General features: G+C 45.1%; 20 protein-coding genes. 10 read left to right on the top strand and 10 right to left on the bottom strand.

Going from position 1 to position 24334, the window contains the following annotated elements:
• Positions 1-11: 11 nt before the first annotated feature.
• The 3 genes from leuS (at position 12) to holA (ending at position 4368) form a co-directional block, all read left to right on the top strand.
• Positions 12-2633, top strand: a complete 2622-nt coding sequence (leuS, locus tag FTV29_RS10755; protein WP_180075498.1) for a leucine--tRNA ligase — start codon at positions 12-14, stop codon at positions 2631-2633.
• 193 nt (positions 2634-2826) lie between these two features.
• On the top strand, positions 2827-3360 hold the full coding sequence (locus FTV29_RS10750; protein ID WP_005095647.1) for a hypothetical protein: 534 nt from the start codon (positions 2827-2829) through the stop codon (positions 3358-3360).
• 9 nt (positions 3361-3369) lie between these two features.
• Positions 3370-4368, top strand: a complete 999-nt coding sequence (gene holA / locus FTV29_RS10745) for a DNA polymerase III subunit delta (protein ID WP_180050981.1) — start codon at positions 3370-3372, stop codon at positions 4366-4368.
• Here the strand turns inward: holA and FTV29_RS10740 are convergent.
• A complete protein-coding gene (locus tag FTV29_RS10740; RefSeq protein WP_180050979.1) occupies positions 4365-4814 on the bottom strand; it encodes a bacteriohemerythrin in 450 nt (149 codons plus the stop codon). The two genes, holA and FTV29_RS10740, sit on opposite strands and share 4 nt — an antisense overlap.
• 590 nt (positions 4815-5404) lie before the next feature.
• Here FTV29_RS10740 and FTV29_RS10735 point away from each other — a divergent pair.
• The 3 genes from FTV29_RS10735 to FTV29_RS10725 are packed head-to-tail and all read left to right on the top strand — an operon-like array spanning position 5405 to position 10177.
• On the top strand, positions 5405-6769 hold the full coding sequence (locus FTV29_RS10735) for a MacA family efflux pump subunit (protein WP_159138490.1): 1365 nt from the start codon (positions 5405-5407) through the stop codon (positions 6767-6769).
• 2 nt (positions 6770-6771) lie between these two features.
• Entirely contained in the window at positions 6772-8748 is a 1977-nt protein-coding gene (locus tag FTV29_RS10730; RefSeq protein ID WP_180075497.1) for a MacB family efflux pump subunit, read from the top strand.
• Positions 8749-8758: 10 nt separating this feature from the next.
• The gene (locus tag FTV29_RS10725; RefSeq protein ID WP_159138492.1) at positions 8759-10177 is read left to right on the top strand and encodes an efflux transporter outer membrane subunit; all 1419 of its coding nucleotides are present in this window, start codon (positions 8759-8761) and stop codon (positions 10175-10177) included.
• A gap of 69 nt (positions 10178-10246) precedes the next feature.
• Here the strand turns inward: FTV29_RS10725 and FTV29_RS10720 are convergent, their stop codons facing one another.
• The 3 genes from FTV29_RS10720 to orn form a co-directional block, all read right to left on the bottom strand.
• Positions 10247-12082, bottom strand: a complete 1836-nt coding sequence (locus FTV29_RS10720; RefSeq protein ID WP_159138493.1) for a tetratricopeptide repeat protein — start codon at positions 12080-12082, stop codon at positions 10247-10249.
• Between the two features lie 98 nt (positions 12083-12180).
• Positions 12181-12951, bottom strand: a complete 771-nt coding sequence (locus tag FTV29_RS10715; RefSeq protein WP_005172727.1) for a ThiF family adenylyltransferase — start codon at positions 12949-12951, stop codon at positions 12181-12183.
• 456 nt (positions 12952-13407) lie between these two features.
• Positions 13408-13965 carry an oligoribonuclease gene (orn, locus tag FTV29_RS10710; protein WP_004278381.1) on the bottom strand — a complete coding sequence of 186 codons (558 nt, stop codon included), beginning with the start codon at positions 13963-13965 and terminating at the stop codon, positions 13408-13410.
• Between the two features lie 124 nt (positions 13966-14089).
• Between orn and rsgA the strand changes: the two genes are divergently transcribed.
• The 4 genes from rsgA (at position 14090) to secB (ending at position 16422) form a co-directional block, all read left to right on the top strand.
• A complete protein-coding gene (rsgA, locus tag FTV29_RS10705) occupies positions 14090-15148 on the top strand; it encodes a ribosome small subunit-dependent GTPase A (RefSeq protein ID WP_005095621.1) in 1059 nt (352 codons plus the stop codon).
• Between the two features lie 93 nt (positions 15149-15241).
• On the top strand, positions 15242-15649 hold the full coding sequence (locus FTV29_RS10700; protein ID WP_005095619.1) for a rhodanese-like domain-containing protein: 408 nt from the start codon (positions 15242-15244) through the stop codon (positions 15647-15649).
• An 18-nt stretch (positions 15650-15667) separates the two neighbouring features.
• Positions 15668-15925: a glutaredoxin 3 gene (grxC, locus tag FTV29_RS10695; protein ID WP_100329331.1), complete on the top strand. Its 258-nt coding sequence runs from the start codon at positions 15668-15670 to the stop codon at positions 15923-15925.
• 38 nt (positions 15926-15963) lie between these two features.
• Positions 15964-16422 (top strand): protein-export chaperone SecB, encoded by a 459-nt coding sequence (gene secB, locus FTV29_RS10690; protein ID WP_004278389.1) that lies wholly within the window; start codon positions 15964-15966, stop codon positions 16420-16422.
• 212 nt (positions 16423-16634) lie between these two features.
• Here the strand turns inward: secB and FTV29_RS10685 are convergent, their stop codons facing one another.
• The 6 genes from FTV29_RS10685 to FTV29_RS10660 all read right to left on the bottom strand — a co-directional run bounded on the left by FTV29_RS10685 (position 16635) and on the right by FTV29_RS10660 (position 24076).
• On the bottom strand, positions 16635-17441 hold the full coding sequence (locus tag FTV29_RS10685) for an enoyl-ACP reductase (protein ID WP_005095616.1): 807 nt from the start codon (positions 17439-17441) through the stop codon (positions 16635-16637).
• Between the two features lie 127 nt (positions 17442-17568).
• Positions 17569-18393, bottom strand: a complete 825-nt coding sequence (locus tag FTV29_RS10680; protein WP_074384015.1) for a TatD family hydrolase — start codon at positions 18391-18393, stop codon at positions 17569-17571.
• Positions 18390-19352, bottom strand: a complete 963-nt coding sequence (locus FTV29_RS10675) for an RsiV family protein (RefSeq protein WP_159138494.1) — start codon at positions 19350-19352, stop codon at positions 18390-18392. The genes FTV29_RS10680 and FTV29_RS10675 overlap by 4 nt, the downstream gene beginning before the upstream one ends.
• 49 nt (positions 19353-19401) lie before the next feature.
• Positions 19402-20226, bottom strand: coding sequence for a hypothetical protein (locus FTV29_RS10670; RefSeq protein ID WP_159138495.1), 825 nt, complete (start codon positions 20224-20226; stop codon positions 19402-19404).
• Positions 20227-20333: 107 nt separating this feature from the next.
• Entirely contained in the window at positions 20334-21926 is a 1593-nt protein-coding gene (locus FTV29_RS10665; RefSeq protein ID WP_005095608.1) for a peptide chain release factor 3, read from the bottom strand.
• A gap of 299 nt (positions 21927-22225) precedes the next feature.
• Positions 22226-24076, bottom strand: a complete 1851-nt coding sequence (locus FTV29_RS10660) for a bifunctional diguanylate cyclase/phosphodiesterase (RefSeq protein ID WP_159138496.1) — start codon at positions 24074-24076, stop codon at positions 22226-22228.
• Positions 24077-24334 lie beyond the last annotated feature (258 nt).

The raw sequence follows: 24334 nt of genomic DNA, 5'->3' as shown, positions 1-24334 counted from the left end.
CTGATACGTTTATGACTACTCACATTGATTCCGAATATCAAGCCAGTGCGATCGAGCCTCAAGTCCAACAGGATTGGGAATCTCGCAAAGCCTTTAAAGTTGCCGACAAAGTAGAAGGTCCACGTCGTTATATTCTCTCGATGTTCCCTTACCCAAGTGGCAAGCTACATATGGGTCATGTGCGTAACTATACGATTGGTGACGTGATCAGCCGTTTCCATCGCTTAAAAGGTGAAACGGTCCTACAACCAATGGGTTGGGATGCTTTCGGTCTACCTGCTGAAAACGCAGCGATTGCACATCAGGTTGCACCAGCAAAATGGACATTTGAAAATATTGCTTACATGCGCGACCAGTTAAAAAAACTCGGTCTTGCAGTGGATTGGGATCGTGAATTTGCCACCTGTACCCCAGAATACTATCGTTGGGAACAATGGCTATTTGTTCAGCTTTATAAAAAAGGCTTGATCTACCGTAAACTTTCAACTGTAAACTGGGATCCGGTCGATCAGACTGTGCTTGCCAACGAACAGGTTGAAAATGGTCGCGGCTGGCGTTCAGGTGCATTGGTTGAAAAACGTGACATTCCAATGTACTACTTCCGCATTACCGATTATGCGCAAGAATTATTAGATGATCTAGACACATTGAAAGACGGTTGGCCTCAACAAGTTCTGACCATGCAACGTAACTGGATTGGTCGCTCACAAGGGATGGACATTAGTTTCCCTTCAGCAAATCCAGAAATCTATGCAGACGGTTTAACGGTATTCACTACTCGTGCCGATACCTTAATGGGTGTAACGTATGTTGCAGTTGCAGCAGAACACCCGATGGCGCTGAAAGCGGCTGAAACAAACCCAGAATTGGCTGCATTCATTGAAGAATGCCGTATGGGTTCTGTGGCAGAAGCGGATCTTGCGACTGCTGAAAAGAAAGGCATGGCAACCGGTCTTTCTGTGAAGCATCCTGTGACTGGCGAGGAAGTTCCGGTTTGGATCGCCAACTATGTATTGATGTCTTATGGTTCTGGTGCGGTGATGGCGGTTCCATCACACGATGAACGTGACTTCGAATTTGCCAACAAATATGGCCTGACCATCAAGCAAGTGATTGATACCAAAGGCGCAGACGATGCGGACTTTAATGCAACTCAATGGCAAGAATGGTACGGCTCTAAAGAAGGTAAACTGATTAATTCAGGCGAATTTGACGGTTTGGATTTCCAGGGTGCATACGATGCATTCCTTGCTAAATTAGAACCAACAGGCCTGGCAAGTTCTAAAGTTCAATTCCGTTTACGTGACTGGGGTGTATCTCGTCAGCGTTATTGGGGCTGTCCAATTCCAATGATCAACTGTAACACCTGTGGTCAGGTACCAGTGCCAGAAGATCAACTTCCTGTGGTTCTTCCGACTGACGTTGTTCCAGATGGTTCAGGTAACCCACTGAACAAAATGCCTGAGTTCTATGAAACGACTTGTCCATGTTGTGGTGGCGACGCACGTCGTGAAACAGATACGCTGGATACCTTCGTGGAATCATCTTGGTACTATGCACGTTATGCATCTCCAGACTTTACCGATGGTATGGTGAAACCTGAAGCGGGTCAAACCTGGTTGCCTGTGAACCAATACATCGGTGGTGTTGAACACGCGATTCTGCACTTACTTTATGCACGCTTCTTCCACAAATTGATGCGTGATGAAGGTGTAGTACAAGGTAATGAACCATTTACCAACCTGTTAACTCAAGGTATGGTTTTGGCAGATACTTATTACCGTGAAGCTGAATCAGGCAAGAAAACCTGGTTTAACCCTGCAGATATCGATCTCGAACGTGATGAAAAAGGGCGTATTCTGTCTGCGAAATACCAAGGTGATGGTCAGGACGTAATTGTTGGTGGTCAGGAAAAAATGTCGAAATCGAAAAATAACGGTATCGACCCGCAATCAATTATTGACCAGTACGGCGCAGATACGGCACGTGTGTTCATGATGTTTGCAGCTCCACCAGATCAATCACTAGAATGGTCTGACGCCGGTGTTGAGGGTGCAAACCGCTTCCTGAAACGTGTATGGCGTTTAGCAACAGGCTTCCTTGAAAAAGGTAACAGTGCATCAAACATCGACAAAGCGGCACTGTCTACGGCTGCACAAGACCTACGTCGTAAAACTCATGAAACCATCCAAAAAGTCGGTGATGACATCGAACGTCGTCATGCATTTAACACTGCAATTGCTGCATTGATGGAACTTCTAAACGCGAACAACAAGTTTGAAGCCCAAGATGACAATGACGTTGCTGTTGCACGTGAATCAATTACCACGCTGTTAACTTTACTTGCACCATTTGCACCGCATTTAAGCCAGACTTTATTGGCTGAATTTGGGATTGAATTGAATTCAACTTTGTTCCCTGCGGTAGATGAGTCTGCGCTGACACGTAATACGCAAACCATCGTGGTTCAAGTCAACGGTAAACTCCGTGGCAAGTTAGAAGTATCTGTAGATGCCTCTAAAGATGACATCTTGGCTCAAGCCAAAGCATTGCCTGAAGTTCAACAATTCTTGACTGGCCCAACCAAGAAAGAAATTGTGGTACCGAATAAATTAGTGAATTTGGTGGTTTAAGAATCCACCTCTCCCTAACCCTCTCCTAGAAGGAGAGGGAAATTTCCTTCTCCCTCTGGGAGAAGGTTAGGATGAGGGAACAAAAGGATTTCACAATTCCCAAACAAAGCCCGTTGCCAGCCAACGGGCTTTGACTTTACAATCCAGTTCAGGATTTCAAATATTCCCCTTCGGGAAGCATAGAGGGCAACACATGCATTTGGGCAAACGTTTAGCAGCAATTGTTTTAACTTGTGGTCTGAGTGCAGGCTTAGTCGGCTGTGGTTTTCATCTGAAAGGAACCAATCCGAGCTCCGCACCTGTTGCTTACTCTGTCATGAGCCTGTCTTTACCGCCCAATACTGAAGAACTGCAAGAAAAACTGGCAGTTTACCTCGGTGCTGCAGGCGTACAGCTAAGTAATGCACCTAATGCTTATGTATTGCGTGTTCTCGATTACACGCCGCGCCGCTTAGAATTAAACGGCAAGCTGGTAGAAACCTTGCTGCGTTTAAATGTAACCTTCCGCATTGAAGATGCGCAAGGCAATCCGGTGACCGAACCACGCACTGTGGTGGCAACGCGTACTTATCAATATGACATTGAAACAGTCAACACTGATGACCAGGAACAAAAGTTTTTGAATCAGGTGATTATTGATGATGTGGCACAGCAGATCGCGCGTCAGATTTCATCGAACCGCCTCCCCTTGGCCAAACAAAATACCCCAGCGCAACCTGCTCAATAAGAACGCCTTATGAAACTTGACTATCTGCAAGCCCTAAAACGTGTCGATGAAGCTCGCGGTGCCTGGGTCTTGCATGGTCAAGAGCCTTTGCTAGAACAAAACCTGATCGATGCCTTTCGCGCACATTGGCAAGCCAAAGATATCGAACGTCAACGTTATGATGTCAGTTCAGTTTCTGAGTGGAAAAATGTCTTTAATGCATTGAACAGTTTGTCATTGTTCTCAACCCAACTGGCAGTTGAAGTGCATGGCAATATCAAACCAGATGCCAGTAGCCTCAAACTGCTGAAAAGCTATTTACAACAAGACAGTGATAATCTGCTATTGGTCGTTATGCCCAAGCAAGATGCGAGCAGCCTCAAATCCAGCTTCTTCCAGACGGTTGAGGCCAATGGTGTCTGCGTTGCGCTTACTGCAAATTATCCACGCGATCGTCAGCAAATTTTGGCAGTTGAAGCAGAGAAACTGGGGATTAAACTGGCCCATGATGCCTGGCAATGGCTGGAACAGCATCATGAGCACAACTTGCTGGCAGCCAAAAACAGCCTGATGCGGGTCAGTGACACCTTTACGGAAGTTGATGTGATTCAGATTGATCATTTATATGCCTGCTTACAGGATCAATCACGCTATAGCACCTATGATTTGAGTGATGCCCTGCTGCAAGGCAATCTCTCGCAATCGATCAAGATTTTCCAGTATCTGGTCGCTTCAGGTGAACCGATGAGCCTGATCTTATGGAGCCTGAGCAAGGAAATGCGTCTGTTGATGCAACTGTTTGAACAGCCGCAAAATGCCTTGCAAATTGGAATCTGGAAAACCAAAGTCGGGCTATATCAGCAAGCTTTACGCCGTCTCAGCCCACAACGCTTTTTGAGCTGGCCCCAGCTGTTAATCCGTATTGATGCAGCCATTAAAGGGATGTCCAAAGAGAACCCTGAACATCTCATCTTACAGGCCATTGCTGAAATGTGCGGTCAACGCTTATTTTTAGCGCCGAGTGCTTAACCAAAGAAACGTGCAAACCAGCCCTTGCCTTTTTTGCTTTCCTGAGCACGTAAATAACTCAACATATTATCGCGCACTGCATCGACATAGTCCTGATCATCATGTTGAATATGATTGATCAGCCATTTGGACAATAAACGATATAAATCATTTTCAATCGATTCTCCCTTCTCGAACTTGAGACGATAATCATTGAGTCGTTTCACAAATAATTCATGTATACCACGATGCGAAGCTAGGTATTGATAACTGACCTGTTCCAGCAGGTTTTCTTCAAAGCTGAAATGTGACTGGGTATAATCGATTAAATCCTCCAAGACCTCTTTGATTCGATCGCGATCTCCTGTGCTTTTTACCTGCTCCAAAGCATTGATATAATCTAAAATTTGACGGTGCTGATTATCGATTACGTCGATTCCAATATTATAGCTTTCATTCCATTCCATCGTTAAACCCTCATCAATGTTGCGAGCAAAGTTGTATTATTTTTGCACAATAAATGTGCGTTTTCTTGTTAAGTGGTAAAACCATAATTTTTTTATGGAATTAAATCTTACAAGCTTTATTTATTTAAATCCATATATAAAACATGGGTTTTTAATTTTTTTTTCTACTTAATTTTCAACTGGTTTTTGCTCTCTGGACTAGAGGGAGGAAAATTAAGCCAGAAACAGCCTTAAAACAAATATCACACAACAAATCTAGTATGTTTGGTCTTATGTCTTTATTGATTCACACTCGATTTTATTTGTGCAGCGCTTTGATTGAAAAAATACTGTTGGGGACAGTGATCATTTTATTCAAGAGTCACCTGATGATCTTTTAAACAGGATCGATGTTATCTATAGAGGGTCAAATCCTGTTATCAATGTCAGAACAAGCAATTCATGGAGCATTTTAAAATGGTCTGTATGGACGATATTTTCAGAAATCAGCCAATAGAAAATAATTCTCATTATAATTCAAAAAATTCACGATTTATCCCAATTTCGCTTTTATAATCAATCCCTATCTTTGATCCGAATTCGTACTCAATATGCCAAAAATAAAACCGACGAAACTAATTATGGCCGCCGTGATTGCCATTGTGTTAATCGTTGCGGGGTGGTATTTCCTCAAACCTAAAGAACAGCCGCCACAGTATATTACTGCTGAAGTGACGCAGGGTGATATTGAAAGTTCTGTACTGGCGACCGGTATTTTAGAAGCCACCAAAATGGTCAGCGTAGGTGCCCAGGTTTCTGGCCAAGTGAGACAAATGTATGTGGAACTCGGTGATCAGGTTAAACAGGGTCAGCTGATTGCACGAATTGATTCTGTTCGTCAGGAAAATGATTTAAAAACTGCTGAAGCCAGCATTAAAAACCAGATGGCACAGCTTGCGGTGAGACAGGCGAATCTGGCCAAAGTTGAAGCTGAATACAATCGTCAGAAAGCCATGTATGCACAGGATGCGACTTCCCGTTCAGAGCTGGAATCTGCATTTGCCAGTTATAAAACGGCTCAGGCCGATATCACGGCAATCAATGCACAGATCGAACAGTCGCGCCTGACCTTGGCAACTGCCAAAGAAGACTTGGGTTATACCCAGATTGTGGCACCGATGGATGGCACGATTGTGGCGATTGTGACCGAAGAAGGTCAAACCGTGAATGCCAATCAAAGTGCACCGACCATTGTGAAACTGGCCAAGCTCGACACCATGACCATCAAAGCTGAAATTTCTGAAGCAGATGTGATGAAAGTGGAAGAAGGCCAAACCGTTTATTTCACCACGCTGGGCAATAACGAGAAAAAGATTTACGCCAAACTACGTCAGGTTGAACCTGCACCCAATTCGATTAATACCGATTCAAATACATCTGGTTCATCGTCAAGTTCTGCGGTGTATTACAACGCTTTATTTGATGTGCCAAATGAAGACGGCAAACTGCGTATTGATATGACGGCGCAGGTTTATATCGTGCTGGATGAAGCTAAAAATGTGCTGACCATTCCAGCCGCTGCGATTCAGAGCTCAAATCGTCCGGCACGTGCCAATCGGGGTGAAGGTTCTCGCGGAGAAGGTTCCCGTAGCGAAGCTAATCCAGCAGCACGTCCTGAAACTGAATCAACTCAAGGCAATCGTCCTGCCGCTGAACGCCCTGCCCACCTAAATCTGTCTGACGCTGAAATTGCGCTGATTGAACAAGGCAAAGCGCAACGTGCCATGGTTCGTGTCTTGCAAGCCGATGGTACTGCAAAACCAACCCCTGTGCTGATCGGTTTGAATAACCGTGCCACTGCACAAGTGCTGAAAGGTTTAAAACGTGGTGATCAGGTGGTGATTGCCGATGGTTCTGATACTTCCAATGATGCAGCAAAACGCGGTGGTAATAGCCGTGGCCCAATGAGAATGTAAGCATGACTTCACAACAGCAGCCTCTGCTCGAGGTGAAAAATCTGGTACGTGAATTCCCTGCGGGTGAAGGCACAGTCCAGATTTTAAAAGGGGTGAATCTGGAGATTTATCCGGGTGAACTGGTGGCGATTGTCGGCCAGTCCGGTTCGGGCAAATCAACCCTGATGAATATTCTGGGTTGTCTGGATAAACCGACCACCGGCAGCTACAAGGTCAAATGCCGTGAAACCCGGGAACTGGAAGCAGATGAACTGGCGCAGTTACGCCGTGAATATTTCGGCTTTATCTTTCAGCGTTATCACCTGCTCGGCGATTTAAACGCAGCAGGCAATGTCGAAGTCCCTGCGATTTATGCGGGTGCAGATTCATCGGAACGGCATGCGCGTGCGGTCAAAATTCTGACCGATCTGGGTCTGGGTGAAAAAACCCAGAACCGTCCGAGTCAACTGTCAGGCGGTCAGCAGCAACGTGTGTCAATTGCCCGTGCACTGATGAATGGCGGTGACGTGATTTTGGCCGATGAACCGACCGGTGCCTTAGACAAGAACAGCGGTATTGAAGTGATGCGTATTTTGCGCGAACTGAATGCCAAGGGTCATACCATCATTCTGGTTACGCATGATCATAATGTGGCAAAAAACGCAACACGAATCATTGAAATTTCAGACGGAAATATCATTTCCGATCAGCCGAATGTGCCTGAAGCCGAAGACCATCTGGAAAAGCAGCCGCTGATCCGTAATCAACAAAAGAAGATTTCTTCATGGCGTTCTGCGGTTGACCGTCTGGGTGAGGCCTTCCGTATGGCGTTGCTGGCCATGAATGCGCATCGCATGCGGACTTTCCTGACCATGCTCGGGATCATTATCGGGATCGCTTCGGTGGTTTCAGTGGTGGCTTTGGGGAATGGTTCACAGAAGCAGATTCTGGAAAATATCAGCAGTCTGGGCACCAATACCATTACCGTATTTCAGGGGCGGGGCTTTGGGGACAATTCCAGATCTTCTCAGTCCAAAACCCTGATTCCGGCCGATGCCGATGCACTGGCCGAACAACCGTATGTCGATGGCGTCAGTCCCTCTGTGAACAGCAGTGTTACCGGCCGTTATAAAGAAATTGAAGCCTCAACCACGGTCAATGGCGTCAGTGAAGATTTCTTCTATGTGCGTGGCATGACTTTCCAGTCCGGTCAGCCCTTTGACCGCAGTAGCGTCATGCAACAGGCACAAGATGTTGTCATTGATACCAATACCAAAAACACTTTCTTTAAGGATGGTACTAATCCGGTGGGTCAGGTGATTTTACTGGGTAGCGTCCCGAGCCGGATTATCGGGGTGATTGATGCGCAAAAAGGCATGATGGGCAATAATGACAGCCTGAATGTCTACCTGCCGTATTCTACCGTGATGAGTCGTATGCTGGGGCAATCTAACGTTCGCAGCATCATTGTGCGGATTAAGGATGAATACCCAAGTGCGGCGGCTGAAAATGCAATTTTAAACCTGTTGGTACAGCGCCATGGCGCGCAGGATGTGTTTACCCAGAATGCCGACAGTATTCGTGAAACCATTCAGCAGACCACAGCGACTATGACGCTTTTAATTTCGGCGATTGCTGTGATTTCACTGGTGGTCGGCGGGATCGGGGTGATGAATATCATGCTGGTGTCCGTGACTGAACGTACTCAGGAAATTGGGGTACGTATGGCAGTAGGTGCACGTCAAAGTGATATTTTGCAGCAATTCCTGATTGAAGCAGTGCTGGTGTGTATTTTAGGCGGTATTTTGGGTGTGCTGCTCTCGCTCGGGATTGGCCAGCTAATTACACACTTTGCTGGCGGTACTTTCCAGATGGCCTATTCAACCACTTCGATTGTGGCTGCCTTTGTCTGCTCAAGCCTGATTGGAATTGTGTTTGGCTTTATCCCGGCACGTAATGCCGCTCGTCTGAATCCAGTCGATGCGCTTTCTCGCGAATAAGGAACCTGATATGCAAATGAATTTAACCAAGCTTGCCAGTGCCCTGTTGCTGGGAAGCTCGCTGACCGGTTGTGCGGCAGTGGTAAAAACACCTTATGAGCAGCCTGCGATTAATATGCCTGGCAATTTTCAAAATAATAAGGTTTTAAGTCAGCAGATCCATGCCGACATTCTGGCAGATCAATGGTGGACCTTATTTAAAGATCCGCAATTGAACAGTCTGGTCGATCAAGTGCTGGCGCAGAATACAGATCTGGCGGTGGCTGGCATAAGTTTACAGCAGGCGCGCATTCAGGCCAGACAGGCACAAAGCCAGCAAGGCGTCCGTGTCGGTGATGCACGAATTTCAACGGGTCAGCGTTTTGATCTGGAGGGTGGCAGCAATGCTTTGACGGGTCTTTCACTGGGCTATCCGGGCTTAAGCTATGAACTGGATCTGTTTGGCAAACTGGCCAATCAGACTGAAGCGGCGCGCTGGGAAGCCTTGGCATCTGCACAAGACTTACAGGCGACAGCGCAGAGCCTGATTGGCACCACGGCACAGCTTTACTGGCAATTGGCTTATTTAAACGAGCGTTATAGCGTGGTACAGCAAAATCTGGCAACGGCGCAAAAAACCTATGATCTGGTGCAGGTACAATATCGTGCCGGTGCGGTGTCCGGTCTGGATTTAACCCAGGCCGAACAGGCGATTCAAAGCCAGCAAGCCACCTTAAGCCAGATTGAGCAGCAACGGGTGGAAACGCGTACCGGCCTCGCAGTATTGCTGCATATGCCAGTACAACAGCTTTCTATTCAGGAGCCAAGCCGTTTACCGAATATTCAATTACCGAGTATTCAGGCCGACTTACCCGCGAGTTTATTGTCCCGTCGTCCCGACCTCCAAGCGACTGAACTACGTTTGCGTAAAGCGCTGGCCAATAAGGATGCCAACAAAGCCAGTTATTATCCTTCAATCAGTCTGACTGGGAATTTGACCACAGGTATTGGCAGCAGTACCTCGCTTTCAAATGCGTTGAAGAATCCGGTGGCGACTTTAGGTGCGGGTCTGACCTTGCCCTTCCTGCAATGGAATGACATGAAACGTGATCTGCAAGTCAATGAGCTGGAATATGAAAAAGCGATTATGCAATATCGCCAGACCATGTATGAAGCCTTTGCCGATGTGGAAAATGCCTTATCGAACCGGACTGAAATCAGTAAGCAAGTCACTTTGCAGCAACGTAATGTCGAACTGGCTGAACGTACCGAACGTCTGACTGAAGTACGTTATCGTAATGGCGCGGTGGCGTTAAAGAACCTGCTAGATGCGCAGGAAACCACACGGAATGCACGACTGTCTTTGGTACAAACCCGACAGAACCAGTACAATGCCTATGTGACTTTAATGCAGGCATTAGGTGGTAGTCCAATCCAGCAATTACCTTAAACAAAGCTTGAACCATAAAAAAACCGCTGTCTAACAGCGGTTTTTTATATTGCGTGATGTCAATAAAAATTACTTCATTTGCAAATAGGCATGCACATTTTTCAATAATTCAGTTGATCGCTCATGCCCGAGCAAACTGCCTTTTTCCAGCCAGTCCCGCGCGACTCCAATATCGCGTTCCACCCCAATTCCCTTGGTATATAAACGTCCCAGATGACTATAAGCATCGGCATTGACCTGCGCTGCCGCCTGACGGTAATACTGTACCGCCTGTTCGATATTTGCCTCAGTGCCTATGCCATTTTCAAACGCTTCCCCCAGCGCATTCAGTGCCACACTATTCTGCTGAGCAGCCGCTTTTTGCAGATAGCTCAAACCTAAGGCAATATCCTGCGCAATCTGTTTTCCTTTAAGATACTCCAAGCCCAATTCTGCCTGTGCCTGTGCATGTCCCAGTTGTGCAGCCTGATGCAGATAACGATTGGCCTGCTCTGGATTAAGGATAAAGACCGGATAAAGACCTGACAGAGCCTGATACAGGAACCAGGCTGCTTCCTTGGAGCCTTTCGCAACCGCCTGATTCAGATATTGAATGGCTTTGTCGCGTGTCGGCAATGGATATTCCGCCAGACTATAAAAACGCCCGACCACATAAATTAAATCTGCCTCAGACTGAGCCTCGATCTGCCAGTATTGCTGGGCCACTGCCTGAATCATGCTGGTGGCTTTGGCTGTGTCTTTTACAGTACCGATGCCATTTAAATAACACAGTGCCAGACCCATTTGTGCATAAGCATCATCGGAACTGAGCTGAAATGCTGCCTGATATAATTCAAATGCCTTTTGCGGCTCATAAGCCACTAGATGCTGTTCAAAATACAGCGCGGCAATCATGCATAAAGCGGGCGGATGCTGAGTATTGGCAGCTTCAGACCAGTAACGAAACGCCATGGTTTCATTTTTATCGACATACCAGCCATGAAAATAAGCCAGTCCAATTAAAGTCTTGGAATGCGCATCGGCATGTTCTTTGGACTGCTGCATCAAATGCTGGAACACGCGCTGACGCTGGTCGGTATCGATACGGCCTTGCAGTACGCCAGCATAATAATCATAGAGACCTTTTTGATCACCAAGACTGATACAGCGTTTAATAAATTGCAGGGCTTGAGTCTGGTCTTGGGGCAGCCTCTGTCCACGCGCATAATCATCGGCGATCTGCTGATTGGCAGCCAGATGATCTTGCTGCGCAGCTAAAAACAGATAATGAACTCCCTGAACCGAATCTTGAGCCGCTGAATCTGTTAAATAATACTGCGCCAGTTGATACTGCGAATTGCTATGTCCTTGCCCGGCATTTTGAATGAGTAAGGCCAAGCGCTGCTGTTCAGCGTTCTTCTCTTCTGGATTTGTTTCTGTAGTGGAAGAAAGTTCAGTGATGCGGTACTGGGCATCCAGATTGCCACGGGCTACGGCATGTCGGTACCAGTACAGCGCCTTTTCCGGGTCAGCCATTTGATAGCGTTGCTCCTCATGAATCTGCCCCAGATAATAAGCCGCGTCATCACTGCCCAGATGAAAGGCTTTATCGAGATAAATGATGGCTGTTTCCGTATTTTGCGCATGTCCCAGACCCTGCAAATGCATCAGCCCCATGCCGACATAAGCCTGTGGAATTTCCTGTTGCTGGGCAAGATTCTGGTAAATCTGATAGGCACGTGCATAATTCGGATGTTCAGGATCTGAACTCAAGCGCGCCGCATGCTTGAGCTGTGCATCAAGCTGCTCAATCCATAGATCATGCTGCACAGCTTTGGCCTGATCACGTTTTACCGGATCCGGACGTTTCCACATCCAGATTCCCAAAGCCCCTATCCCCAAAATCAATACCAGCAAGAACCACATAACTGCTCCAAAACATTATTTTTGTTCTGCAAATGAATCCTTTCATTCTAAACGCCGTCTCAAAAAAAGCACATATCTTGTGCTTTTTATTTTGTAAATCAGGCTTTTGCTCTTTTACTATCCAGCTTCTTCAAGCCTTCTGCCACAGCGACCATGGCAAAGCTTGAAGTCACCACCACGGCAGAGCCATAACCACCACAGCGCAAGCCGGCACTGGCACAGACATCGGCACTCGAGAACGGATTATCGATTGAATAGACACAGGTAATGCCGAATTTTTCTTTAGGTTTTTTACAAATACCTTTGCCGCGTAACTGGGCACGCAATTTGGCCAGCATCGGGTCCTGTTCGGTTTTAGATAAGTCTGCGACACGAATTTTCAGTGGATCCAGTTTACCGCCTGCTCCGCCTGACACAATCAAGGGAATCTTGTTAAAGCGACAATGCAGCATCAAGGCAAATTTGGCCTTCACATCATCAATACAGTCGAGAATTAAATCAGGATTACCTGCTAAAATTTCTTTGATATTTTCCGGCGTCAGATAGTCATCAATCAGATTGATCTTGATCCGTGGATTAATGGCATGACAACGCTCGGCCATCACTGCAATTTTTTCATGGCCCAAGGTCGTGCTCATGGCAGGCAATTGACGATTAATATTGGATGCCGCCACCACATCCATATCGACCAAACTCAGCTCGCCCACACCGCTACGTGCCAGCGCTTCTACTGCCCAAGAACCGACACCACCGATGCCAATCACCATCACATGACTTTTTTCATAATGACTGAAGCTGTCTTCTCCATAAATTTTGGCAACACCCGCAAAGCGGCGCTCATATTCATCGTCTTGAAGCAGTTCAGTCATAAGTCATCAATAGCTGTTAAATCACGGCTTATTTTAGCAAAGTCAGCATTTTTTTACTGCTTCTAAAATTTTGATACAAAATCTATCAGCAAAATCAGAAAGATAAATTCAGGAACATTTATAATTGGATAAAATTCATACATAAAACTTTAAATATGGGAGTCAAACACTGTGCTGATCAATGCTCTTTTGGCTCTCAATTTTATCCTGATCACTCTACATTTTTATTTTTACAGTAGCCAAAAACAGAAAAACTATGCGCTGAGTATTTTTATTCGTTTGCTGATTTTAAGCCTATTCGGATATGTGATCCTAGATCGCCATGAAACCCAGACCCATCTGATTTTGGTACTGATATCCTGGGTGATATTTGAACTGATTGAGAGTTTATATCAAAAGAAAAAAGCATCAATCTCATAAAAAAAGAGGCTTGCGCCTCTTTCAATCCATCTAAACTTAGTCTTTATTCATGATAAAGAAATATTGACGATAGTATTTCAGTTCGGCAATTGAATCACGAATGTCATCCATCGCCAGATGCGAAGCATTTTTCTTGAGACCACTCATAATTTCTGGACGCCAGCGTTTTGCCAGCTCTTTCACTGAAGATACATCCAGATTACGGTAATGGAAATACTGCTCCAGCTCAGGCATCAGGCGATGCAAGAAACGGCGATCCTGACAGATCGAGTTGCCACACATCGGGGATGACTTTGGATTGACCCATTTTTTCAGGAATTCAATGGTTTGCTGTTCTGCATCCTGAGCCGTCAGTTTACTGCGACGCACCCGTTCAATCAGACCCGATTGACCATGTTGACGAGTGTTCCACTCATCCATGGCATTTAACAGACGTGCAGGCTGATGCACCGCAAGCACAGGACCTTCTGCCAGAATATTCAAATTGTCATCGGTTACAATCGTCGCAATTTCAATAATTTGGTCATTGTCTGTGTCTAGACCTGTCATTTCAAGGTCAATCCAAATCAGGCGGGTATCAGCGGTGCTGCTCATAAATGTGCAATCTTATTGGGTTTAAAAACAACTATAGTAGCAAATTAATTACATCTTGGGTGTCATTCGGGGGCTGCTTCATGCTATTTTTGCCATCTGATTTACCCGGTTTTTTAGGATATGAATGGCCTTAATACGTAAGCGTCGTCTGACAGAGCAACAACAGCGCCGCATTCAGAAACAACAGAAAACACGTCAAGAAGATCTCGATACCTCCAGTGATCTGGAAGGTTTGGTAGTGCAACACTACGGCCGCCAACTTGAAGTGCAAGCTTTGTCTACTCCTGACATTCACCCTGAAAAACCTGTGGTCGCCGATGGTGAGCCTGAACCTTTCTGGAAAGAAATTGAACTAGGCAGCGTCTGGCGCTGTCATACCCGAACCAATCTGGATTTACTGGTCACGGGTGACCGGGTTAAATGGCAAGCCGATCCGAATACCGGTTTAGGAATTATTACGGCGATTCATCCACGTAAATCCTTATTGACCCGTCCTGACCGCTATCACAAGGTTAAACCGGTAGCGGCCAATATTTCACTGATTGTGATTGTGTTTGCACCATTGCCTGAGCCAGCACCGGGCCTGATCGACCGTTATCTGGTGGCCTGTGCCGATGCCGATATTCCTGCGCTTCTAGTGATGAACAAAGCCGATTTGTTAAAAGAGAACGATCCAATTCTGACTCTGCTACAAGAATATCAAGACCTCGGTTATGAAGTAATGCAAACCCAGTCCGATGGTGATCTGACTGTATTGTCCAATCGTCTGGAAAATGAAACGGTGGCTTTTGTCGGTCAATCGGGTGTCGGTAAAAGTACGCTGATCAATGCGATCGTGCCAGATGCAGCCCAGAAAACCAATATTATTTCGGAAAACTCGGCACTCGGTCAGCACACCACCACCTCAACCCGTTTGATCGGTTTTGGTGAAGGTGCTGCCCTGATCGACTCTCCGGGAATTCGTGAATTTGGCCTGTGGCATCTGCCTTTAGATAAGGTACAAATCGGTTTTCCTGAAATTGAAAACCTGCTCGGACACTGTCAGTTCCGGAACTGCACGCATAAGCATGAAAAACAATGTGCTTTACGTCAGGCCGCGAGTGCGGGTGAAATTTTACCGCGCCGACTGGACAGCTATTTGCGTTTAATCGATGAAATCACTGAAGCACAGCAAAAAAATTAATTTTCTTGTGCCTCAACCCTTGAAGCGGTGATTTTGATCACCATATTTATGAGCTATACTCTTGGCAATTTTAAAATTGTAATTAGGTGAATTGTGGAACGTTGGTTCGAGTTTATGGGGAATCACCCCTTCTTATTTGGAACACTCGCGGTATTGGTAGTTTTGTTCTTCATTATCGAAGGTCAACGTAACGGTCGTAAAATTTCTCCGCAGTCGCTGGGAATTTTAGTCAAAGCAAAAAATGCCATGCTGATTGATTTACGCGATGCCAAAGACTTCCGTGAAGGTCATATCAGCGGCAGCCGTAACATTCCATATAGCCAGATTACAAAGCATGTTGAAGAGCTGAAAGCATCTGATCGCCCTTTGGTGTTCATTTGCAACCTTGGACAGGTGGCTGGTACTGCGCTACAACAAGTGGGTCATGCCGATGCATACCGTCTTGATGGCGGCATCAGCAACTGGAAAGCCCAAGGTTTACCTTTGGTGAAAAGCAAATAATCCACGAACAGGAGATTGATCATGGCTGACGTTATTGTTTATTCAACGACTGTGTGTCCTTATTGCGTGCGTGCAAAACAGTTGCTTGAGCGTAAAGGTGTCGCATATAAAGAAATTAATCTATCTCAAGAAGCACCTGAAGTACGTCTTGAATTGATGCAGCGTACCAATCACCGCACTGTGCCACAAATTTTTATTAAGGATCAATTCATCGGTGGTTTCGACCAGCTTTATGCTTTAGAGCGTGAAGGCAAACTTGATGAATTACTGGCTTAATTCTACTAAAATCATCACTTTATATTAAGGATCAAAGAATGAGTGAAGAACAACAAGCTCAACCACAATTGGCATTAGAGCGTATTTACACCAAAGATATTTCTTTTGAGGTTCCTGGGGCACAAGTTTTTACCAAGCAATGGCAACCTGAGCTCAACATCAACCTTTCTTCTTCTGCAGAAAAAATTGATGAGACTCATTTTGAAGTGGCTTTAAAAGTCGTTGTTCAAGCGACCAATGAAGGTGATACTGCTTTTATCGTCGACGTGACTCAAGCCGGTATCTTCTTGGTAGATGGCGTTGAAGAAGAGCGTCTTCCATACATCCTGGGCGCATACTGCCCGAACATTCTGTTCCCGTTCCTGCGTGAAGCAGTGAATGATATGGTGACTAAAGGTAGCTTCCCACAGTTGCTGCTTACCCCAATCAACTTCGATGCTGAATTTGAAGCCAATATGCAACGTGCACAAACTGCCGCTGTAGATGGTCAGGCTTAATCGCTGTCCTGCAAATCTAAAAAAGACCGCTTATGCGGTCTTTTTTATGGCCTTGAGTGAACTCCCCCTTTATCAAAGGGGGAATGAGGGGATTTTGCTCATTTACTCTTTTTTTAAAGAAAGGGTTTAGCAAGATTAAAGAAAAATAATCCCTCCTAACCTTCCTTTAAAAAAGGGAGGAACTCTTCCCCCCCACGGCAGAGAATAGACTTTTATTCCGCATCCGCCATTAAATCAGCGCTCATACCCACGGTATTGAAACCGGCATCGACATACAGGATTTCACCGGTAATGCCATTGGCCCATGGCGAGCACAGGAATAATGCTGCATTGCCGACATCTTCAATCGTTACATTACGTTTTAATGGCGCAACTTTTTCATTTAAGTCGAGCATTTTACGGAATGATTTAATGCCTGAAGCAGCCAGAGTACGGATTGGACCCGCAGAGATGGCATTGACACGAATACCTTCCTGACCCAAGCTCGAAGCTAAATAACGAACACCGGCTTCTAAAGAGGCTTTGGCCATACCCATCACGTTATAGTTCGGCATTACGCGCTCAGAACCTTGATAAGTTAGCGTTAACAGGCAACCTTGACGGACTTGTAGCAAAGGCTTTGCCGCACGTGCCATCGCGATAAAGCTATAGGCACTGATGTCATGTGCAATATTGAAACCTTCGCGGTCTGTGATTTCGGTAAAGTCACCATCCAAAGTATGCGCCGGTGCGAAACCGATAGAATGCACCACGCCGTCCAGACCATCCCAGTGTTTTGCCAGCTCAGCAAATGCATTATCAATATCAGCATCTACCGCCACATCACAAGGAAAAACCAGTTTTGAACCAAACTGTTCAGCAAAGTCATCTACCCGCTTTTTCAGCTTTTCATTTGGATAAGTAAAAGCCAATTCAGCACCTTCACGATGTAATGCCTGAGCAATACCAAAAGCAATGGATAATTTACTCGCAATACCCGCGATCAAGAAGCGCTTACCCGCCAAAAGTCCTTGTGCCATGTGAATCTCACCTAAAAGAATATATATGCATGATGCCAAGTCTGAGGCATTTTAGAAATTGCATAATGCATCTTTTTTTAACAGATACCAAATTACAGCAGATACAGCCGAGCAATAAAAACCGGCATTATTCATCGGCCAAATTCAAAACCTGATGGGTATTCTGCCAGAGCTGCTGTGCCAATTTGGCTTGATCTTGCCCTAAGCTTTGTGCCAAACCTTCCAGTACATAAGGCAAGTTGGCAGGTGTATTGCGGGTACGTTGCTCACCTGACTGTTGACAGCATAACGGCGTCATATCCGGACAATCGGTTTCCAGCACCAGATGTTCTGCACCGACTGCCTGTACCACCTGATGCAGTTTTCTGGCATTCGGATTGGTAATCTGTCCGGTGACTCCCAATTTAAACCCCAACTTGACAAAAGCCTTGGCTTCCTCAACACCTCCGCCAAAGGCATGTGCGATTCCACCCTGTTTAAACTGATGCTGTTTTAAAATTTGTAAAACTTCTGCATGTGATTTACGGATATGCAGCAAAATCGGCTTATCGAATTGTTGGGCCAGTTCAATTTGTGCAGCGAAAAAATCTTGCTGCTTTTGAAAAATTTCAGGTTGTTTATGCTGCTTTAAAAATGTGTCGAGACCGATTTCACCAATGGCAATGCATTGTTCAACTCTAAGCAGCTGCTCTAAATCATGTAAATGTTCAGCCTGATGCTGTTCAATATAAAATGGATGCAAGCCGGGTGCCAAATGGCTATGCGGTGCATCTTTCAAGTCATTGATAAAACAATGGGTTTTTAACAAATCCTGAAAGCGGTTTTGCAAAAAGCCAATTAAAACCAGATGCTCCACACCTACCGCTTTGGCCGCATAGGCCAGATGTTCCCGATCACGATCAAAATCGGGAACATCAAAATGGGTATGCGTATCGAACAGTTTTAACTTCATTCGGCTTTAGATGCTAACGCTGGCTGTGCCTCGGAGGCTGCTGTTTCAGCTTGCGGCAGATATTGCGGTTTTAGCACGCCTTGTAGCTGCGCATAAGGAATCATTAAGCGCGGCAAACCCACCACATAAGGTCCGATTTCATATTCGGCATATTGTAAGATCAAACCTTCTTGGGCCAGATAAAAATTATCGGTCAGTATGAACTTCCAGGCCTGTTCATATTCAGCGACATCTTTTGCCAGCTTGGACTCCATGACCCAGACGTTAAAAGCCTCATACGCCTGTGCTTCGAGTTTGGCTTTTTGCTTCTCGGCAATAATGTCATCCAGCTTGACCAGTGTTTGCTGTTCAAGATCAAAATTATAATAGCGCTGTGCAGATGCTCCGTGCGCACCTCCCAGATAATGGCTACTGTTTAGCACCACAGTCGCCAATGGATCACCCGAATTCAGAATCTTGGGCTTAATCATCAGGCTAATGCTATGACTGGCACTCAGTGCTTTGAGCTCCTTGTCCAGATTCAAGAAGGTCTGCATAGAAGGCTGAATTTGCTGCTCAAGCTGCTGTTTTGGTGTAGTGACCGTCGACAAGGCTGTTTTTGGTTCAGAAGCAGCCACTTCGGCTTCACTGGCAGCAGTGGCTTTTGCCGGCTCAATCGCATCGACAGACAGGATATTTTTTAACTGTTGCAAAATCTGCTGATCGATCCATTCATCAATAAAGCGCTGATTACTGTTCAGGCGTTCAATCGAAATTTCCGGACAGTTTTTACCCTCACACTCTGGAATCACCAGCTTGAGTTTTTCGGTATCACCACTAAGTTTCAGGACTTCTGGCTCGGTTTGTACCACTTCAGGAGAAGTCGGCTCTTTCGGCTCATTGCTCTTCGGCTGACATGCACTCAGTAAAACTGCGGATGCCAGTATCGATAGACAAAAAATATTCTTATATTTTGGCATTCATTACCCTTTTCAAAACGTGTAATTAATCCTGAGAGGATTATGACCTTTAGAACATATTCCGATAGACTTCGGCTTTCAAGACCTGTTGTGTTTGTTCTTTTGTTAAATAGATATCCAGTTGTTTGGCATCTTTGCTAATGTCATGACTACGATAATGCAGACCAATCCCTTCCTGATCGAAGAACCACTCAGCCTGCCCCCAATACAGTTTTTTCGGTGCTTGCTGCTGAACCTCGTGATTATTGTCTTTTAACCATTTTTCATAAGCGGTTTGAATGATCTGATCCATTAACAACTGTTGTTTGGGATCGATAATATCCAGTGGAGTCAGCATTTTTTGCTGTTGACGATCGACTACAAAAAAATAATAGCGCTCATACACACTGATATTTTCCTGTTTACTATCAATACCAATTTGCAGCAAGACATATTGATTACGCTGATAGGGAATGCGGGTATACAGCGATAATTCATAAGCCTGATTGAGCTGGAGTTGAGCCTGCCAGGCATCCGATTTTTTCACATAGGCATTCATTGCCTGTTGTAAACTCATATCCTGTTTTAAGCCAATTTGATCCTGAATTACCTTGGCCTGCTGTTTTTCGATCCAGTGATTCATCCAGGGATCAGCCGTATATAAAGTCTGGATATCGACATTGATACAGTTTTTGATTTCACAAAATGGCAAGGCGATCTTGGCCGGTTGTTCTTGAATATTCAGGTAAGGCAAAATACTGGCACTTTGCTTAACTGGCGTTGTTTTTCCATCCGGCTGGTCAAGTTCCGGTTCTTTTTCGCTTTTATCACAGCCACTCAGGACAAGACTTAAACCAATGACAGCACCGAGGGCGGCTTCCTTGCTGAACTTCATTTTTAAACAATCTATCAGGTTATGAATAGTTTAAATGTAACATAAAACAAAACAGCTTCCGGAGAAGCTGTTTGATATTTTTAGACGATATTTGAATGCCTGAAAGTTTAGTGTTCGCGCGTATTATGGAACACGATGTCCGGATAACGTTCTTGCATGAGCTGTAAATTCACTCGGCTTGGCGCAAGATAAGTCAAGTGACCACCGCCATCGACTGACAACTGGTCGTGGGCCTTTTTCTTAAATTCGTTAAATTTTTTCTCGTCATCACAAGACACCCAACGAACAGTATTGATGTTCACGGGTTCGTAAACACAGTCAACTTTATATTCTTCTTTCAAACGATACGCCACCACTTCAAACTGAAGTACGCCCACTGCACCCACGATCAGGTCATTATTATGCTGTGGCATAAATACCTGTGTTGCACCTTCTTCAGACAACTCTTTCAGGCCCTTTTGCAACTGTTTCGATTTCAAAGGATCTTTTAAGCGTACACGACGGAACATTTCCGGTGCAAAGTGCGGAATACCTGTGAACTGTAGCTTTTCACCTGAAGTAAAGGTATCACCAATCTGAATGGTGCCGTGGTTATGCAGTCCGATAATATCGCCCGGCCACGCTTCTTCTAGATGCTGGCGGTCACCGGCCAGGAAGGTTAAGGCATCACTAATCCGCACATCTTTATCCAGACGTACATGCTTCATTTTCAGGCCTTTTTCATATTTACCTGAACAAATTCGCATGAATGCAATACGGTCACGATGTTTCGGGTCCATATTGGCCTGAATTTTAAAGACAAAACCGCTAAAGCCTTCTTCATCAGCTTCGACAACACGAGCCTGAGTAGGATGGGCCTTCGGCGGCGGTGCATATTGACTGAAGGCATCCAGCACATGGTCAACCCCAAAGTTACCTAAGGCTGTACCGAACAATACCGGCGTTTGACGGCCTGCCAGAAATTCTTCACGATCCAATGGCTCATTGGCCATTTGCACCAGTTCAAGTGATTCTTCAAATGCAGCCCACGCCAGCTCACCAACTTTCTCACGAAGATCCGGATAGTCATAACCATCACGTATTTCGATTGTAGGAATGGTTGAACCAAAACCGGTTTTGTAAATGTAGAATTTTTCTTCGATTAAATTAAATACACCGGCAAAATCACGCCCCGTACCCAATGGCCAGGTGATCGGAACACATTTAATTTTCAGAACGTTTTCGATTTCATCCAGAAGCTCGAGTGGCTCACGGATTTCACGGTCCATTTTGTTAACAAAAGAAATAATCGGTGTATCGCGCATACGACACACGTCCATCAATTTAATGGTCCGGTCTTCTACCCCTTTTGCACCATCAATCACCATTAATGCCGAGTCAACGGCGGTTAAGGTACGATAGGTATCTTCCGAGAAATCTTCATGTCCCGGGGTATCGAGCAGGTTGATCATCTTGTCTTTGAACGGGAACTGCATCACCGAGGTCGTGATCGAGATGCCACGTTCTTTTTCCATTTCCATCCAGTCTGATGTAGCGGCCCGGTCAGACTTACGGCTTTTCACCATACCTGCAACCTGAATCGCCTGCCCCCATAACAGCAGCTTTTCTGTCATGGTGGTTTTACCGGCATCGGGGTGGGAAATAATGGCGAATGTACGTCGCTGAGCGACCTGCGCCGCTAACTCATCTTTAAAACTCATGGAAAATACCTACTGCAGAACCGCAGTGCTCAAGATCAAAAACGATCAATATGAAAATTGGCGATATTGTAGCAGATTTCTAAAGCCAATAAGTATGCCCACGGCTGAAGGAAATGACAGTATTTATAAGATCTACACTTGCTGACTGCTGGATTTTTCAGCCCAGATTGAGTCGGAAATAATATGGTTATGAAGCTTAAATATGGGAGTTTGTGTCATTCAACTGGCCTGCTGAATAACGCTAAATATAGGTCCACCGTACTCTTTAGTACCGTATTAGTAGCGTATAAAAATTCAAATTAAGACAGAAAATCCTGTATTTCCAATGACTCGACTGGCATCGGCTTTGCCAGCAAATAACCTTGTAATTGCTGACAACCGAGTCGAGTCAAAATATCTGCTTGCAGCGTGGTTTCTATGCCTTCAGCCGTTACTTTTAAACCCAGTTTAATCGCCAGCCGAATAATGCTTTCCAGAATCATTTCTTCTTTAGAGCCGACGCTAAGATCCTGAATAAACTCTTTATCAATTTTCAGTTCATCCACGGGCAGATTTTTTAGATATAAAAAGCTGGAATGTCCGGTTCCAAAATCATCAATCGCCAGCTGGATGCCGATATTACGTAATTGTTCAAGGGTACGAATACTGGCATCGATATAATGCATGGCGGTCGATTCAGTAATCTCGATCATCAAATGCTGCGGATTGATCTTATAGCGTTTAAACAGGTTTTGCAGATTAGCTAATAGATGCTTATGCTCAAACTGCACCGCAGACAAATTCACGGCAATCGGGAAAAAGTCGGTATTATTTTTTTCCCAGAGTTGGATCTGTTTGCAAGCCTGTTCCAGTGCCCAATAGCCCATCTGAATAATAAGCCCGGTTTTCTCAGCGCCATGAATAAACATATTGGGACCCAGCAACCCATGTAACGGATGCTGCCAGCGAATCAGGGCTTCTACCCCACAAATTTTTCGCTCACTGGTAAATTTGGGCTGATAAAACAGTACAAATTGCTGATCTTCAACTGCTTTATACAGATCATTAATCAGTTTGCTCTGGCTCTTGGATTCATGCTGATCAGAAGAAAAATTAAAGACTGAATAGGTATTGCGGCCCTGATATTTAGAACTGAGCATTGCTGCATCGGCATTCACCAGTAAATCTTGCAGATTCTTGCCATGCTCCGGATACATCGCGATTCCGATACTGCCCGAAATATTAATGGTTTTGCCATCAATAAGGAAGCTGTCCTGAATCAGATTTAGAATCTGCTCTGACATTTCTGAAGCTTTGCTGACGGACGTATTTTCCAGCACCATCAGGAACTCATCGCCACCAATTCTAAGCAGCTTGGAACGGTCACCCCATAACTGATGAATACGCGCAGTCAGTTGAATCAGCAACTGGTCTCCGACCTGATGACCAAACACATCATTCACCGCCTTAAAACGATCCAGATCAATATATAAAAAGGCAATTTCCTGCTGATGTTGTTGCTTGGAAAACAAGATATCTGCGTATTCAGCCAGGTATAAACGGTTGGGTAATTTGGTGAGATTATCCTGGATATTTTGATTTTCGAGCTCTTTATTGGCCCATCGCAGTTGGCGATTCCGAGAGGCCAGGCGCAATTCTGAGAGAACCAGACGAATCATGGCAATCAGTAACAGAGCACTGATTAACACAACCGCGAACAACAGATCATAAGTCGCATGTGAAGATTCTGTGATTGGCGTAATCTCTGTTCTCTCAAAGTTGGCCCTAAGACTACTTGTATAGTGCATGGCTGAGACCCCGAGACTCATCACCACGATCGCGAGAGCCACTCGGGAAAATGACCAGATGCTTTGGATCATTAACCAGAGGGTAAAAATAGAAGCCGTAAAGACACTCAAATAAGAGAGCAACATCCAGCTGAAATCAAAATGATAGACATGACTTAAATGAATTGCTGTCATCCCAATGAAATGGATCGACCAGATCAACAGCCCCAGTAATGCGGCCGTTGCAAATAGCATGAGTGTTGCAAATTTTCTTCGCGACTCACGCCACCATATTTTTTGAATCGGCATCAAAAAATAGCCAGCGACGAAAGCAAAGAGAGTTGACCCGATGACCAGACTGATATCATGCTGAATAGGGATCATATAAAATGTTCCGTATTGGTCATCATTGTTATTATTCCCCTCACGTGTATTTCTATTTCCACCTGTTCAAGTTTAAAGCCGTCAGAATCGTAAAGTTGACAAGCAATGCACATGTGTCGCTGTGCAAAGCCTCTGGTTTTAAATAAAATTAGAATTTATATTTCTTTAATTCAGTGTCGAGAACAGATTCTGAAATCATGATGAGCATCAGCATAAAATATGACTTCTATCTTATGAGTCTTGAAAATTTTAGCAAAT

Source organism: Acinetobacter sp. YH12254, assembly GCF_013417415.1.
Classification (GTDB): domain Bacteria; phylum Pseudomonadota; class Gammaproteobacteria; order Pseudomonadales; family Moraxellaceae; genus Acinetobacter; species Acinetobacter pseudolwoffii.
This window is presented reverse-complemented; position numbering and strand designations above follow the sequence as displayed.

Coding starts and splice junctions, on each gene's coding strand:
- leuS (WP_180075498.1), top strand. CDS start 12: ATGACTACTCACATTGATTCCGAATATCAAGCCAGTGCGATCGAGCCT.
- FTV29_RS10750 (WP_005095647.1), top strand. CDS start 2,827: ATGCATTTGGGCAAACGTTTAGCAGCAATTGTTTTAACTTGTGGTCTG.
- holA (WP_180050981.1), top strand. CDS start 3,370: ATGAAACTTGACTATCTGCAAGCCCTAAAACGTGTCGATGAAGCTCGC.
- FTV29_RS10740 (WP_180050979.1), bottom strand. CDS start 4,814: ATGGAATGGAATGAAAGCTATAATATTGGAATCGACGTAATCGATAAT.
- FTV29_RS10735 (WP_159138490.1), top strand. CDS start 5,405: ATGCCAAAAATAAAACCGACGAAACTAATTATGGCCGCCGTGATTGCC.
- FTV29_RS10730 (WP_180075497.1), top strand. CDS start 6,772: ATGACTTCACAACAGCAGCCTCTGCTCGAGGTGAAAAATCTGGTACGT.
- FTV29_RS10725 (WP_159138492.1), top strand. CDS start 8,759: ATGCAAATGAATTTAACCAAGCTTGCCAGTGCCCTGTTGCTGGGAAGC.
- FTV29_RS10720 (WP_159138493.1), bottom strand. CDS start 12,082: ATGTGGTTCTTGCTGGTATTGATTTTGGGGATAGGGGCTTTGGGAATC.
- FTV29_RS10715 (WP_005172727.1), bottom strand. CDS start 12,951: ATGACTGAACTGCTTCAAGACGATGAATATGAGCGCCGCTTTGCGGGT.
- orn (WP_004278381.1), bottom strand. CDS start 13,965: ATGAGCAGCACCGCTGATACCCGCCTGATTTGGATTGACCTTGAAATG.
- rsgA (WP_005095621.1), top strand. CDS start 14,090: ATGGCCTTAATACGTAAGCGTCGTCTGACAGAGCAACAACAGCGCCGC.
- secB (WP_004278389.1), top strand. CDS start 15,964: ATGAGTGAAGAACAACAAGCTCAACCACAATTGGCATTAGAGCGTATT.
- FTV29_RS10685 (WP_005095616.1), bottom strand. CDS start 17,441: ATGGCACAAGGACTTTTGGCGGGTAAGCGCTTCTTGATCGCGGGTATT.
- FTV29_RS10680 (WP_074384015.1), bottom strand. CDS start 18,393: ATGAAGTTAAAACTGTTCGATACGCATACCCATTTTGATGTTCCCGAT.
- FTV29_RS10675 (WP_159138494.1), bottom strand. CDS start 19,352: ATGCCAAAATATAAGAATATTTTTTGTCTATCGATACTGGCATCCGCA.
- FTV29_RS10670 (WP_159138495.1), bottom strand. CDS start 20,226: ATGAAGTTCAGCAAGGAAGCCGCCCTCGGTGCTGTCATTGGTTTAAGT.
- FTV29_RS10665 (WP_005095608.1), bottom strand. CDS start 21,926: ATGAGTTTTAAAGATGAGTTAGCGGCGCAGGTCGCTCAGCGACGTACA.
- FTV29_RS10660 (WP_159138496.1), bottom strand. CDS start 24,076: ATGATCCCTATTCAGCATGATATCAGTCTGGTCATCGGGTCAACTCTC.